The 15,492-nt window shown below is 49.5% G+C and carries 12 protein-coding genes; 6 read left to right on the plus strand and 6 right to left on the minus strand.

Going from position 1 to position 15,492, the window contains the following annotated elements; translation table 11 throughout:
* The first annotated feature begins 28 nt into the window (after positions 1-28).
* Together M0R33_RS11135 and glk are read left to right on the plus strand one after the other, a co-directional pair.
* Positions 29-3,265: a glycoside hydrolase family 15 protein gene (locus M0R33_RS11135; RefSeq protein WP_292568771.1), complete on the plus strand. Its 3,237-nt coding sequence runs from the start codon at positions 29-31 to the stop codon at positions 3,263-3,265.
* Between the two features lie 11 nt (positions 3,266-3,276).
* Positions 3,277-4,269 carry a glucokinase gene (gene glk / locus M0R33_RS11140; protein WP_292568773.1) on the plus strand — a complete coding sequence of 331 codons (993 nt, stop codon included), beginning with the start codon at positions 3,277-3,279 and terminating at the stop codon, positions 4,267-4,269.
* Between the two features lie 46 nt (positions 4,270-4,315).
* Here glk and M0R33_RS11145 read toward each other — a convergent pair whose 3' ends face one another.
* The 6 genes from M0R33_RS11145 to M0R33_RS11170 form a co-directional block, all read right to left on the minus strand.
* A complete protein-coding gene (locus M0R33_RS11145; RefSeq protein WP_292568774.1) occupies positions 4,316-4,696 on the minus strand; it encodes a hypothetical protein in 381 nt (126 codons plus the stop codon).
* Positions 4,697-5,234: 538 nt separating this feature from the next.
* Positions 5,235-5,765, minus strand: a complete 531-nt coding sequence (locus tag M0R33_RS11150) for a hypothetical protein (protein WP_292568776.1) — start codon at positions 5,763-5,765, stop codon at positions 5,235-5,237.
* Positions 5,766-5,942: 177 nt separating this feature from the next.
* Complete coding sequence (locus tag M0R33_RS11155) at positions 5,943-7,022, minus strand: aminoglycoside phosphotransferase family protein (protein ID WP_292568777.1); 1,080 nt, start codon at positions 7,020-7,022, stop codon at positions 5,943-5,945.
* Complete coding sequence (gene rdgB / locus M0R33_RS11160; RefSeq protein ID WP_292568780.1) at positions 7,019-7,606, minus strand: RdgB/HAM1 family non-canonical purine NTP pyrophosphatase; 588 nt, start codon at positions 7,604-7,606, stop codon at positions 7,019-7,021. The genes M0R33_RS11155 and rdgB overlap by 4 nt, the downstream gene beginning before the upstream one ends.
* Before the next feature lie 30 nt (positions 7,607-7,636).
* Complete coding sequence (gene rph / locus M0R33_RS11165) at positions 7,637-8,368, minus strand: ribonuclease PH (protein WP_292568782.1); 732 nt, start codon at positions 8,366-8,368, stop codon at positions 7,637-7,639.
* 97 nt (positions 8,369-8,465) lie between these two features.
* Positions 8,466-9,362 (minus strand): serine/threonine-protein kinase, encoded by an 897-nt coding sequence (locus M0R33_RS11170; protein WP_292568784.1) that lies wholly within the window; start codon positions 9,360-9,362, stop codon positions 8,466-8,468.
* A 44-nt stretch (positions 9,363-9,406) separates the two neighbouring features.
* Between M0R33_RS11170 and M0R33_RS11175 the strand changes: the two genes are divergently transcribed.
* The 4 genes from M0R33_RS11175 (at position 9,407) to cas10 (ending at position 15,225) form a co-directional block, all read left to right on the plus strand.
* The gene (locus M0R33_RS11175) at positions 9,407-10,270 is read left to right on the plus strand and encodes a YicC/YloC family endoribonuclease (protein ID WP_292568786.1); all 864 of its coding nucleotides are present in this window, start codon (positions 9,407-9,409) and stop codon (positions 10,268-10,270) included.
* A 175-nt stretch (positions 10,271-10,445) separates the two neighbouring features.
* On the plus strand, positions 10,446-11,402 hold the full coding sequence (gene cas6, locus M0R33_RS11180; RefSeq protein WP_292568788.1) for a CRISPR system precrRNA processing endoribonuclease RAMP protein Cas6: 957 nt from the start codon (positions 10,446-10,448) through the stop codon (positions 11,400-11,402).
* Positions 11,403-11,428: 26 nt separating this feature from the next.
* Positions 11,429-12,523, plus strand: a complete 1,095-nt coding sequence (csm6, locus tag M0R33_RS11185; RefSeq protein WP_292568791.1) for a CRISPR-associated ring nuclease Csm6 — start codon at positions 11,429-11,431, stop codon at positions 12,521-12,523.
* A gap of 11 nt (positions 12,524-12,534) precedes the next feature.
* Entirely contained in the window at positions 12,535-15,225 is a 2,691-nt protein-coding gene (gene cas10 / locus M0R33_RS11190; RefSeq protein WP_292568793.1) for a type III-A CRISPR-associated protein Cas10/Csm1, read from the plus strand.
* Positions 15,226-15,492: the final 267 nt, after the last annotated feature.

The following is a 15,492-nucleotide window of genomic DNA, read 5'->3' on the forward strand; positions in this document are numbered from 1 at the left end:
GATGTATAAACAATTTTTCAGCCAGAGCATGTCAGCGACCCAAGCACCCACGGGCCATTCTCCCTCTTCGACGCCGGATGGCCTGGAAAGTTATTATCGTCAGGTGCAAGGCATTATTCTTAACCGGCAGGATTGGGTCAGCGGTTTATTGCCGGCCAGTACCGCGGTCACCACGCACGGCAATTACACCGACGCCTGGGTACGCGATAATGTCTACAGCATTCTGGCGGCCTGGGGTCTGGCATTGGCATACCGGCGCGGCGGCGACCGCCCCGATCGGACTTACGAGTTGGAGCAAAGCGTCGTCAAACTGATGCGAGGCCTGTTGACCGCCATGATGCGGCAGTCCGCTAAAGTGGAAAAATTCAAGCATAGCCAGGATCCTATGGACGCCTTGCACGCCAAATACGATACGCATAGCGGCGATGTGGTGGTCGGCGATCATGAGTGGGGGCATTTGCAGTTGGATGCCACCTCGTTGTTTCTGCTGATGCTGGTGCAAATGATCGCCTCCGGCTTGCGTATCGTGTTTACGCTGGATGAAGTCAACTTCGTGCAAAACCTGGTGCATTACATCAGCCGCGCTTATCGCACCCCGGATTACGGCATCTGGGAACGCGGCAACAAAATGAATCACGGACAAGCGGAATTAAATGCCAGTTCCATCGGCATGGCCAAGGCGGCTTTGGAAGCGCTGGCCAATTTTAATTTGTTCGGTAAGGACGGCGGGCAGAGTTCTATCATACATGTGGTCAGTGACGATATTGCCCGTACTCGCATCACCCTGGAATCATTGTTGCCGCGCGAGTCGATATCCAAGGAGGTTGATGCGGCGGTATTGAGCGTGACCGGTTTTCCCGCCTTTGCGGTCGATAATCCGCAGTTACGTCATAAAACCCAGGCAGCGATCGTGGACAAACTGCAAGGGCGGTACGGCTGCAAGCGTTTTTTACTGGATGGCCATCAAACCGTTTTGGAAGACCACAACCGACTGCACTACGAACCGCATGAGCTCAAGCAGTTTGCCGACATTGAATGCGAATGGCCGCTGTTTTTCTGCTATCTATTGCTGAACAGTCTGTTTAAAGGCGACGGGCAAAGTGCATTGGACTATCGCCGTAGACTGGAAGCCCTACGTGTGGAAGAAAACGGCCAATGGCTGTTGCCCGAGCTTTACTGGGTGGCTGCGGAAGCGGTCGAGGCCGAAAAAGCCAATCCGCACAGCCAACAACGCAACCCTAACGAGAATGTGCCTTTGGTATGGGCGCAAAGCCTGTTCATTCTGGGTTGCTTGCTGCAGGACGGTTTTATCGATCTGGCGGATATCGATCCGCTGGGTCGGCATCAGGGCTCGGAACAAAAGCCTCTCTCGGGCGTGCAAGTTGCTCTGCTGGCTGAAGACGAAGTGGTACAGGCGGAATTAACCCGGCAGGGGATTCCCTGTCAGACGCGTGCGGAAATTGCGCCGATTCAGGTGCGGGAAGCCAGCGAGCTGGCAGCGGCTTATACCCAAGTCGGCCGTAACGATCGTATTGGTCTAAGCGGACGGCCTTTGCGGCAATTGCGCACCCTGTCCACTTCCAAGCTTTATGAGCTGGCTGGCGAACCGTTGTTGTTCCTGCCGCAATTTCTGGATCAAAAAGGCTTTTACATCGCCATGGATAACCAGTTGTTGATTCAGCGTTTGCGGCTTGAGTTGGCTTATATCGCCAAGCATTGGGACAAGCCCGGTCAGCCTTTGGTGGTTATCAATATCAAACGGAATATGTTGGCGGGGGAAGACGGGCAGGTCTTGCTGGGTTTTATCCAAAAACTGCAAACCGGTATTCTGAACGGTGTCTCGATTCGATTAGCGCCATTGGCCGATTTTCTGGATACGGTTTGTCGGGAAAAAATCGGCTATTTACATGATTTTAAATTTTCCAAGGTGATGTGGAACGGGCCGGAACGGCCGGTTGCCCATTTATTAGCACGCTGCAATTCCGTGCCTCGGCAACTGCACAGTTACCAACTGACCGAATGGGAGATAGGCAGCGATGAGGCGTTGATTGCCGAATTGCAACATAACGGTAACTTGTTTGCGCAACTGGAAGCATTGGCTTTATTGGCCCAGCGCCACGGCCTGGACCATAGCTGCGGCCTGAGTAATGGCTGGGGAAAAATGGCCAGAGTCCGGGACTTAGTGGAGGAAGTGTATCTGCGCGCCGGCGATCTGCATCTCTGGCAAATCGTGCGCCGCTGCGCGGGACTACTAGGTAAATACGACATCAATCTGGAACAGGCGGCTACCGAAATTTTGGTGCGTCAACACGGTTTGACGGTGGGGCGCGCTTACAGCGGCAAAGCGACCTTGCGCAGGCCGACCGATTCCTGGCAGATTTTGGAAACCATACGCACCTTTAATCCGGACGACAGCAGTCAGCAGATTCTGACCCAGGAATTGATTATTTATCTGGGTATGCTGATCAAATTAAACCCGGATTTGTTTGCCGACATGCATACCATTCGGGTTGGCCATATTCTGCAATTGATCATCGCCCGGCAAAAGCGTCTCAGCAGTAGTTCGCTGGATGCCGCCTTCAACGAGATCTTGGCGTTGCCGCCGCATTGCTTATCGCGATTAGTGCAGGAAACCCTGGAAGATTACAGCAACAGCGAATCCCAATTGGGGCGAGTGGAAACCTTGCGCTACGAAGGCGAACAGCAAGGCCTTGGCGCGGCGCGATTCCCGGTCAGCATGGATCCGCAACATTTCGGCGGCGCGGAAGACTGGTATGCCTGGCGTGAACAACAGGGCAGCGTCGGGCGCGAGAATGAGGAGTTTTTCAGCGGTGTCTGGGAGTTGTTGCATCACTGCAAAGGCCTGATGATAGGCGAGAAATACAACAGCAAGCGCCGCATAGACAGTGACATCATGTTGGCTCAGATGACGGCCGGCGAGCAAAGCTTCAGGCTGCACATCAATCATGTGTTAAATAAAATTCAGGCGCCGGTATACCGGCAACTAAGCGTGGAAGCCTTGCGGGCCCTGGTATCCATTGTGCGTAATAATCCCGACCTTTATATTGAGGACACCTTGGTCACCGATATTTTGATAGGGCACGCGGTAAGGATCTGCTGGTTACAGGCACACCCTCAATATCATGATCATTATGAAGAATACGTCTCGCTGGCTTGGCAGGCATTTTACCAATTGCCGCCGCACGCATTAGCCAACGGCATTCTGGATGCGCTGGTGTATTTGCTCAATCACAATCAAAATTAACGAGGTCGACCATGATTCTTGCCGGCGACATAGGCGGTACTAAAACGGTTTTATCTTTACTGGAGAAGGATGCAGGTGGCCTGTTGAAATGCGTTCGGGAGCATACTTTTGCCAGCGGCGAATATGACAGCTTTGATGAGATTTTGGGGTTGTTTTTGCCGGCAAATGTACAGCTCGATTCGGCGTGTTTTGGCGTGGCGGGGCCGGTGGTTGACCAGCGCTGTTTTGCGACAAACCTGAATTGGACCCTGGATGCTGAATTACTGAAAACCAAGTTGGATACTCCAAGAGTCAGGTTGCTTAACGACTTGGAGGCCATGGCCTTTGGTATGCTGCATCTGGAAGCCGATGATTTCGTCGAGCTTAACCCCAATGCCGAGCCGCAATCCGGCAATATTGCCGTCATAGCCGCCGGTACCGGATTAGGCGAAGCAATCTTGTATTGGGACGGAGCGCGGTATCACCCTATTGCCAGCGAAGGCGGGCACTGCTCGTTTGCGCCGCAAACCGTGCAGCAGGATAAGTTGCTGCATTTTCTGCGTAGGCAATTTCCGCAGCATGTCAGTTACGAACGGATTTTATCGGGCGTCGGTTTTAGTCACCTGTACGATTTTCTGGTCGAGAGCCAGTTTGCGCCACCCTGCCCGGCTGTGCCGAATCCGGTATCCTGCCGGGGGGATGGTGTCGATCGGAATGCCATCATTTCCCGTCTGGGTATCAATGGCGAGGATGCCTTGTGTAGCGAAGCGGTGAGAATGTTTGTGGAAATTTACGGTGCGGAAGCCGGTAATTTGTTCATGAAGTCGTTTGCTACCGGGGGAGTGTTTATCGGTGGCGGAATCGGCCCGAAAATACGGTCTGCCATGCAGGCCGGCGGATTCATGATGGGGTTTACCTCTAAAGGGCGTTTTCAAGCCTTATTGGGTAAAGTGTCGGTCAAGTTGGCGTTAAATCCCAGAACACCGCTGATCGGCGCTATGCATCATTTCGATACGGAAAACTAAGCGATGCTGCTGCAGCCGTTTAGCAGCGGCTGCAGTCGCGCGAGGCTTAGTGGTTCGCGTTATAAATCTGCATCATTTCTTTATACATATCCAACAGTTCTTGCAAGGTAGCCGCTGCACCCGCATCACCGTCTTTAACCTGGGTACGCGCTACGCGCATTTTGTCGCCAGCTTTTTGACGTAAACGCTCGGTGCCTTCAAAGCGGAATTCTTTTTGCAGGCCGCGAGCTTCTCTCAATGCATCTTCAACTTGATCTTTATCTGCGCCTTCAGAATTCAGGCTGACCGCTTTTTCCATTGCAGCCACTGTGCCTTCGCCTGCTGCTCTGACTTTGGCGTCGGTTGCGCCTTCGGCAAAAGCATTTGAAGACAATACTAAAGCTGATGTCATAACCAAAGACGCCAAAATTTTTTTAATGTTTACCATTTTTAAATCCAATTGTTAGAGGTGTTGTAATACTAATTAACAAAACAATTTAATGATAATCGTATGGCTAATTAGCTGCCACTTTGTAGCAAATTCATCCTACCATAGTCGGACAAATAAAACTCGGAGATTAGATTATTTTCTGGATGGCGCACGGAAAACTATATACATTGAAAATCAGTCTTTAGGTTGCTGATATTTTTATTGTCTGTTTTATATCAAAGGCTTATGTTTGTTTTTTAATAAAAATGCGTGTTTTTTTGAAATTGATTCTAATGTATATAAACCATTTATATAATGAGGTTTATTTTATAAAAATAGCCCGGAGCAGACAGGTATTTTGCTAAATTGTCTGGGATCGAGATATCGATCTCAATGATTAATTCCATTAAATAAAAGTGGTTTAAATTCCGGATTAATAATACCGTAATAAATTAAGAATATTTTAGACTTTCTGGCAATAAAACGAATAGGTTGTTACTTTGCAGTAAATCTGAATCCTGTTCGGACTCAGGCCGGCTGATATTACGTTAAGAGGTCAGTCGTTGGGCGGAAGTCTACCCAATGCGCCTTCTCTGCCGCTGGCGGCAACCTCAAGTAACTGTTGAGACAATTCCTTGCCGACCTTTAACTCGCTGATGGCCGCGCTTAAGTGTTCCAACAAAATATCGTAATGATCATCGTCTGGACCCAGCTTTAGCAGGAAGCTGTGGCACATGCACAGCGGGGTAATGACTTGAATATCCTGGCCGCCGATCACGTCTAACAAAAAGGCAAAGTCGTTACCGGTTACCAAGCTGGGTTTAGCATTGCTGCGGGCAAAGGCCGCGGTGAAAAAATCGTCCAATAAATCCAGATGTTCGTTCATCCTTGCCCCGGTCAACAGTTTCTTAATCAGAGCTTTGAGCGGTTTAGTTTGTTCGGGCAGCGGGTTGCTGTTAAAAAAACGATTGACCCGGTAGTCGTCCTGCATTTTTTCAAAACATTTGTCGATGATTTGTTCGAGCAGCGAGGGGTCTAGGCCGGGTATGGAAACGGGTGTATGGGTAACTGTATGAGTAGCCATCATGATGCTGTCTCCTTGAATATTATTTTTGTTGAGAAGCGAATCCGCCAAAGCCAATGAGAATGACTGGGTCGTATTGTTGACAATAGTCTTCCAGTTACCCAAGCTTTGTCAAAAAAACTTAGTTTTTTAGTAGGTTTTTGATGATGATTAATCCTGCTTGTGCAGGTTTGGTGGGTTTTAGGTTTTTACCCTGTAGCTGTTTTTAAGTGCTTGAATGCAAGAAAATAAGGATTCTTGTTGGTTATGGATACTCTCGCAGAAAGTGAATTGCCCTAATGCCCGTACCAGGTTTTGTTTGGGTTCGCTGACTTTGAAATATGGGTTACCTGCCAGGTAGTCGCTAAAAAAACGCAGACCGAGTTCGAAGGGAATTAACCAGATCGCAGCGTAAAGATAGTCATAATCGCTTGCTGTGAAAAAATCGCCGGCTTCCTGTAGATAATGTTGCAAGATGATTTGGCAGTGGGCCAGGTTAAAGCTGTTGTCTTGCTTATTTCGGCAGCAGGAGCGTATGCAATCGCCGATATCGTAATGTAGTAGCCCAGGCTTAACGGTGTCCAAATCAATCAGACTGATAATTTGCTCGCTTCCTGGCAGAAACAAAAAATTGTTGAGTTTTGGGTCGCCGTGAATCACCCTGATGGGCAGCGCTCCGCGGCGTTTGGCTAATTCCAAAACGTCTAGCCGGTTATGGTGGGCGTGGATAAATACCTCGCACTTTAAAAAGGCGGGGTCTTTTTCCACCGTTAACGGTTCCGCCAGCAACTGCCGGTAACGCTGAAAATAGCTGGGGGTAATATGAAAACCCGGCAGGGTATCGTGCAGTGAATCGGCCGGTAAATCGCTACAGAGGCGGTGAAAATGCGCCAGCGCAAAACCGACTTGAGCGGCTTCCGTATCGATATGTATTTGTTCGCGGCTTTCGGCCGGCTGGATCAATTCCAAGGATCGCCATACCTGCTGCTCATCATCCTGATAAAACGGCCTGCCCGCTTGTGTTAACAGTAACTCGGGGATGCTTAATTTTACTGAATCTCGAGGTTTTTGCCTGATGTGCCGGTTCAATTTCGCCAGATTGTGGATGACGAGTTGCGGCTGTGGAAATACGCCGGCATTAATGCGTTGCAAGACAAAGCTGTCCGAGGCTGTTTCGACCAAAAAAGTATCGTTGATCAAACCATTCCCCAGTGGAGTAATGGTTTGAATGGACTGGCGGGGGGTAAATTGTCCAGCCGCTTTTAACAGCGTTTTATTCACCGGCCGGTCAGTTGCTGGGTAAGAATCCGTAACGCCTGGCCGCGATGGCTCAGCTGATTTTTTATGTCCGGCGTCAATTGGGCGGATGAACATTGGTGAGATTCAAGCCAGAATACCGGGTCATAACCAAAGCCGTTGTCGCCGACGGCTGCTTCCAGAATCCGACCCTCCCAAACGCCCTGAGCGATAATGGGCGTGGGGTCGCCGGCATGCCGGAAATAAACCATGACGCAAATAAAACGTGCCGTGCGTCGTGGGCTGGGGATGCCGCGCATCTCCAGCAGCAGTTTTTCCAGATTGGCTTGGTCGGATGCGCCGACGCCGGCGTAACGGGCCGAAATGACTCCCGGCGCACCTTGCAAGGCATCCACTACCAATCCCGAATCATCGGCAATCGCCGGCAATTGACAATGCTGAGCAGCATTACGGGCTTTGATAATGGCATTTTCGACAAAAGTAGAGCCGGTTTCGGCCGGTTCGGCGACGTTGAATTGCGATTGCGGCAAAATATTGTCGTGTTGCAATATGGCTTGAATTTCGCGAATTTTGCCGGGATTGCTACTGGCTAACACAATTGAATTCATGAGGCGACGGGTTGGCCCTGGTAGTGTCGATTAACGGGGGTTTTTGGCGATTTCCAGCGCCTCCTGCTGTTTGGCAAGCAATTGGTTAATGCCGTGTTCGGCCAGCTCCAGCATGGCATTGAGTTCGTCTTTCCTAAAGGCGTGGCCTTCGGCCGTGCCTTGCACTTCTATAAAATTCCCGGCTTCGTTCATGACCACGTTCATGTCGGTTTCAGCCTGACTGTCCTCGGCGTAGTCCAGGTCCAATACCGGAATGCCGCCAAAAATGCCTACCGATACGGACGCAACTTGGCCGTGCAGAGGATTTTTTTTGATGCGGTTGGTTTTCAACAAATGTTCGATAGCGATCGATAAAGCCACAAAGCCGCCGGTAATCGAAGCGGTGCGGGTGCCGCCGTCGGCTTGAATGACATCGCAATCGATGGTGATGGTATGTTCGCCCAGCGCTTTCATATCCAGCGCGGCCCGCAGCGAGCGGCCGATCAAGCGCTGAATTTCCAGGGTCCGCCCTCCTTGTTTACCTCGACCCGCTTCCCTGTCCATGCGGCTGTGCGTCGAGCGCGGCAGCATGCCGTATTCCGCGGTTACCCAGCCTTCGCCTTTACCTTTTAAAAAACGCGGGACACTATTGTCGACGCTAGCGGTGCACAACACCCGGGTATCGCCGAATTCGACTAAAACCGATCCTTCTGCGTGTTTGGTGTAATGGCAGGTAAAACGTATGTCGCGCAGTTGATCCGGGTTGCGTCCGCTTGGTCTCATGTTGGTCTCGCAGGATAAAAATTGTCTTATTATACTGGCTTTACCCGCCGGTTTTTGAACTATCGGGCTGGCGGGTACGATGGATGTTAGTGGGCGCTCACGGGGTTAAGGCCTGAACCAATTCGGCCACGCTTTGCGGGCGTTGTTCCGGGTATATGGCCATTGCCCAATCGACGGCATTCAAGAGATATTCCGGATACTTGCGTTTGTAGATTTTGCTGGCTAAGGGCAGGGTGTCCTGTTTGACCCGGTCCGTGGAGGCTGGCGGTATTTTTAAGTCCAGACAGGCACGCATACTGGCGCCAACGGCGTAGATATCGGTCCAAGGCCCCAGTCGGCCATGATTGTCATATTGTTCTATGGGCGAAAAACCGTTGGTCAACACTTTGGCGCGGTGATTGGACGGATGGCTGGGAAATTTGCGTATCGCGCCAAAGTCCAACAATAGCGGATCGTTATTGGCGCGGATCAAAATGTTGGCGGGTTTTATATCCAGATGCACGAGTTGATGGGTGTGGATAACTTCGATACCTTTTAGCAATAGACTAAATACCGTCAATAAGAAGGATTCTGTGGCGGGGAGGATTTTCCTGTGCAGAATTTTGTCCAGGCACAGGCCGTAGTCGTAGGTCATAACCATATACACGGTTTCGTTGGCCTGAAAGAAATTAATCACTTCCACGATGTTGTGGTGTTTTAAGGAAGCCAATGCCTTGGCCTCCTCAAAAAACAGCGCCCGCCCGCGCATGAACATGGCGAGGTTTTCCTCGCTATTGGGTACCACGATATTGTTCCAGGTGCGGTGCGCCAGCTTACGCGGCAGGTATTCCTTAATCGCCACTTGTACCTGATCTTCCAGTTGCCTGGCCAAGTACACGGAGCTAAAGCCGCCGTGCGCAAGCTCACGTTCGATCATGTACTGATCTATAATGGTGCCAGATTGCAGATAATTCCACTGCTGCGGGTACGTTTCCGGATCGTAATATTCGGCCATTGTTTATGCGTTTCGCGAGGTATCGCGGCGATTATAGGTGAAAAATGATAAGAAGCATGACTGCGTTTGCAGACGGCGAGATTGGCGTCGACAACCTAACCATCCTTTGCGAACTAAGGTCGGTGAATCATCGCTACAGCGATGTCAGCGTCAAATTGCCCGAACGGCTGCGTTTTGTAGAGGCGGATTTGCGCCGATTGGTGGCGGATAAGCTCAAGCGCGGCAAGATTGAATGTGCATTGAGCTACAAAAAACAGCCGGGCAGCCAAAGCTTCAACGTTCATACGGAAACCCTGCAAAAATTGCTGGCGGTCACGGCGGAAATAGAAGCTTGTATGACCAATCCGCACGCTTTTTCCGCCTTGGATGTGTTGCTGTTTCCTGGTGTGCAACAAGAAGCGGAAACCGATAAAGAGGCATTGCAGGAAAAAATTATTTACCTAATAAACACTACGCTGGACAAATTGCTGGAGACGCGTGCCCGCGAAGGCGCGCAACTGGCCGTTTTGTTAAGCGACCGTTGCGAAAAAATCGGTCAGCTGGTGGAGACAGCCCATCAACGCATGCCGGAGGTATTAAATAACCTGCGTAATAAGCTGATTGCCCGCATTACTGAGTTGGTTGCCGAGCCTAACTTCGATAGGCTGGAGCAGGAATTGGTGCTGCTGGTGCAAAAACTGGATGTGACGGAAGAGCTGGATCGCCTGCAAACTCATGTGGCGGAAGTGTTACGCGCTCTCAAACAAAAAGAACCCATCGGCCGCAGGTTGGATTTTTTAATGCAGGAAATGAACCGTGAAGCCAATACGCTGGGTTCCAAATCCGCCGACAGAGAAATGACGCAAATATCCATCGATTTGAAAGTACTGATAGAGCAGATGCGCGAGCAGATTCAGAACATTGAATGATGTTTCAGGCTGTCCCCAACAGTCCCGATCACCCCTTCAAGGCCGCGTAAATCGCGGCTTTTTTGTGCCTAGCTGTTTAATATGATCCCAAGAAAGCGTATCAACGGCTTTGAAAAGCTTGCCAAAACAGACCTTGCTTGTTAGATTCCCGAAAATAAGACAAGGAGGTCAAATCATGATTTCGAACATATATCCCGCAATTCCGCTTAAAACCTACCGATTTTACTTCGACACCGTTAAACCTATTCATTTGCCAGAGTATCCAGGCTCTGCGTGGCGGGGCGCGTTAGGACACGCATTAAAACGCACGGTCTGTGTAGTTAGAAACACACCCTGTAACCAATGTTTGTTGAAAAATGCCTGCGCGTACAGCTATATATTCGAAACGCCGCCTCCGGCTGATACCGAAAAAATGCGCAAATACACTGCAGCGCCACACCCATTTGTGTTACGCCTTCCGGAAAAAACAGAGAGCGAGGCATCGTACAGTATCGATTTGACCCTATTCGGCCATGGTCAGCGTTATTTTCCGTACCTAATTCACGCCCTGCAAATGGCAGGGAAAGAGGGAATAGGCGGTCATCGACAGATTTTTGAACTTGAAAAAATCGACGAAATCGATTTTCAAGGTAATGGCGCCTGTATATATAAAGCAGGAGAATTACGCCCACAAAAACCCGCAATCTCGCCCGAAACTCCCGAGTTGCCCGCAAGCGTGGAGCTGACCTTCGTTACTCCTGTAAGAGTCAAGCATGACCAGAGAAATCTGACGGCCAAGGATTTTAACTTTGGAGCACTGTTCAGCAATTTGCTTAGGCGCATTTCCATGATTAGTTACTTTCATACCGATACGCCGCTGGATACCGATTTTGCCGGCCTCACCGCAAGAGCTCGACAAGTGCAAATCGTAGCGCAGCAATTGAAATGGTACGACTGGACCCGCTATTCTTCACGCCAACAAACCGAAATGAATCTGGGCGGATTGGTTGGCAGTATCGTGCTGGATACCAACGGACTTGAAGATTTCTGGCCCTACCTTTGGCTAGGACAATGGACCCATGTCGGTAAAGCCACCAGCATGGGAATGGGCGCCTACAGCATCAAGGCCAAAAGCTTGCCAACCCACAAATAAAACCAAAGGCCAGCGACAATCAACGGATGAACAAGCAAATTATCTTACTGGCCGTTACCGGTTTAACCCCACAAGTCGTTACCGAAACCTTGTATGCCTTGTATGGCCAAGGTGACGATCTGCCCACCGCCATTCATATCCTGACCACGGCGGAAGGCCGCCAACGCGCCAAACTAACACTCATCAACGACGGCTGGCTGGGGCGATTTTATGCCGACTATCGCTTGTCGGCAGCCGAGTTTTCCGAACAGCACATCCATATTCTGCAGCAAGCCAATGGCGAAGCACTCAACGATATTCGCAGCCAGTCCGACAACCAGTCTATGGCCGACGGCATCACCGAATGGATCAGAACTTTTACTGCCGACCCGGACACCAGTCTGCATGTTTCGATTGCCGGTGGCCGTAAAACCATGGGCTTCTACGCCGGCTACGCTTTGTCACTCTATGGTCGTAACCAGGATAGGCTCAGTCACGTGTTGGTGTCGGCGGATTACGAATCGCATCCGCAGTTTTACTATCCAACGCCCTATTCCCAAGTTATCTACGCCAATGATGCCAGCCGTAAACCGCTGGATACCCAGCAAGCCGAAGTCATGCTGGCCGACATTCCCTTTGTCAGATTGCGACATGGCCTCGATCAAGCCCTATTGGAAGGCAAAAGCAGCTTTAGCCAAAGCGTGGCCAATGCCCAACAATCCGTAGGGCCAGCTCATTTAACCGTAGATTTGAGCAAACGAACGCTGACTGCGCACGATATAGCGCTAAAACTCATCCCCGCCGACCTGGCCTTTTATTTGTGGCTGCTGCAGCGCCAAGCGGACGGCCAACCCGCTCCGCAATGCCCCAGCGATGGAGCTGCGGATTTGGAATACGCGAAGGAATATTTGGCGCAATACCGCCGCGTCCACGGTGCCTTAGGCGGCACCGACCGTACCGTCGAAACCTTAAAGAACGGCATGAGTAAAAGCTTTTTTGAGCAGCGTAAATCCAGAATCAACAAAAAACTGCAGCAAACCCTCAGACATGCCGCACAGGCGTATTTGATTGGAGCTAGGGGTAAGAGGCCTAAAACCAGCTATCGAATTGGCCTGACAATTGAACAAATTGAGTATCTATAGGAGAAACGAGGATGACTATCAGTCCTTTGCTGGAACAATCGAGTCGCATTGCGCTGGCGGCTTTTTTACACGATTTGGGCAAGTTTGCCGAGCGGGCGAAAATCCCGGTCAATCAAGAAACTCTGAATGCCAACAAACATCTGTATTGCCCTCATCGTAAAAAACATGTGGATGATAAGGGCTGGTTTAGTCATGTCCATGCCGCCTATACTGGTTTGGCAATGGATTTAATCGAAGAATGTATGCCGGACCTAAAAGGTACAGACTTTGCACCTTTCGGCTCATGGAAAACTAAAGATGTAGACGATTCGTTTATCAATGCAGCGGCGAAACATCACAGACCCGAAAGCTTTTTGCAATGGATTATTGCAACAGCTGATCGCGTAGCATCAGGTTTTGATCGAGAAGAGTTCGAGCAATATAACCAAGCAGAAGAAGGCACCTCAACCGGTAAAAACCATTACACAGCCCGGCAACTAACCCTGTTTGAACAAATCAACAAATCCAATTTGGATAAGCACGATTTTGTTTACCGTTATCCGCTTAAACCGTTATCACCCGATAGCATTTTCCCGGTTAAAGCATCAGGGTATGAGCATAACGATAAAGAAAAAGCCCAGTCAGAATATAACCAGCTGTGGCAAAGCTTTACGCAAGCCTTAACCAAACTGCCTAAATCCCACCGCAATAACTGGTCGTTGTGGCTGGATCATTTTGAAACCGCGTGGGGCGTGTATACCCAGGCCATACCATCGGCTACCGCATTCAATGTTCGCCCGGATGTTTCCTTGTACGACCATTCTCGGGTTGCAGCGGCCTTGGCGACGGCCTTGTGGCGTTATCACCTCGAAAAAGGTCAAACTGATGAAACGGCGGCTAAATCTTTAAAAGACCAACAAACCAGTTGGAAAGAACCCAAATTCTTACTAATCCAGGGCGACTTCTTTGGTATTCAGGATTTCATTTTCGCCAGCGGTGGCGAAACCAACAAACGTGCAGCCAAGCTGCTACGTGGCCGTTCGTTTTATGTTTCCTTGCTCAGTGAATGTGCGGCATTGAAAGTATTGGACGCTTTGAATTTACCTGCCACTAGCCAAGTCATCAACGCCGCCGGCAAATTTATGATTGTGGCGCCCAATACCGATGACAGCAAAAGCGCGTTAAAACAAGTACGAACAGAACTGGATCAATGGTTTTTAGCGCATAGCTTTGGCCAAGCCGGTGTGGGTTTAGCCTGGACAGAGGCTTCTTGTGGGGATTTCAAACGTGGCAAAGCAGAAGATTTGGAACCCAGCCCTTATAAAAAGCTGATCGAAAAATTGTTTAAACAGCTGGAAATCATCAAAAACCAGCGCTTTGAACTGTGTAGGCAGCCGAAAGATTCGATTGTATTTAGCGAGTATTTAAACAGCTTTAACAAAGACATGGGTGTTTGCAAAATCGACGGCCGCTCACCTGCCACGCAGTTGTTCGATAACCAAGATTACATCAGTGAGTTAGCATTAGACCAAATCAACACCGGCACCTGGTTAGCCAAAGCTGAACGTGAGCGGATTTTAATTACCCGCGACACGCTAAACATGGAGCACGCCTTAAAAATAACAATTTTTGGCTATCACATCAGCTTTGCCAAATCGGAAGAAGAACAAGGCAAATTTGGCGAACAAGCGCAAAACGGCAATTTATTAAGAGCTTGGGACTTTTCTTTACCAAAATCTGCTGATCAGGCTTTATGGAACGGTTACGCCCGCCGTAACATCAACGCCTACGTACCCAGATTTGATGACAGTGCGGAAGCTGAGCATAAACTAGGTAAATACGGCAACGAACCCAAGCTGGACTGGGGCGATGCCAAAACCCTCAATCACATGGCTTGCGAAGACAAAATCCTGCAAGAAAATCATCAATGGCAAGGCATCACCGCTCTCTCAACCCTAAAAGGCGACATTGATAATTTGGGCAATATCTTCAAAGACGGCCTGGGCAACAACGCCAGTTTTAGCAAAACGGCAGCCTTGTCACGACAAATCAATAACTTTTTTACCGTCTACCTGCCCTGGCACTGTCAATCTGATGCCAGTTACCGCAATACCTACACCGTATTTGCCGGTGGTGACGATTTCTTTCTGATTGGCCCCTGGTTATCACAAATCAAACTCGCCTCAACCATGCGACAAGCTTTTCAAAACTACGTGGCAGCCAATCCACAGGTACACTTTTCCGCCGGAATTAGCACCACCAAACCGGGACTGCCGATAACTCAATTGGGGGAAATGGCGGAAATTGCCTTGGAGCAAGCGAAAGCCTTTGAAGATAAAAAAAACCACCTACCTAAAAATGCAGTGAGTTGTTTTAATCAACAGATGAATTGGGATGACTTCCATGAACTGACTATTAATCGCAGGCAACGGTTGCAACAACTCAGCGACGCGCAGTCTTTGAGTACTGGTTATGTCTACGGATTACTGAACTTGATTGAGATGGCGGAAAAAGTCGCGGAACGACCGGAAAATGCCCTCTGGCACAGCTATTTTGCCTATCGCACCGTGCGTATGTTGGAACGAAATAAACAACTGGATAAAGAACAGCGCAAACGTCGGCAAGAAGAACTTGCTGAAGAAATAGCCAATTCAGGCATTGTGCGTCATGGCGGTAATTATCGGGTGGCGCTATTTTGTCATTTATATCAGCAGCGTGATTAAAACCCAGGTAGGAGCGACGCCTACGTCGCGATTTGAGACTGTTAGTCGCGACGTAAGCGTCGCTGCCATAAACCAGATTTAATGTAATCAACCCCATCCCATCCAGTCAGGAGACTAATATGGACATCAAGCTCGGTAAACCCAGTGACAAACTCGATCCAGAATTATTTAGAGTCTGCTCAGTAAGTTCATCTTATTGATATATAATGATAATAAAGGTTTTTTTGGTATAATGATGCACGAAAAATGAGCCACCATCCCCAAAAA

Origin of the sequence: Methylomonas sp. (assembly GCF_023228165.1) — a bacterium.
Taxonomy (GTDB): Bacteria; Pseudomonadota; Gammaproteobacteria; order Methylococcales; family Methylomonadaceae; genus Methylomonas.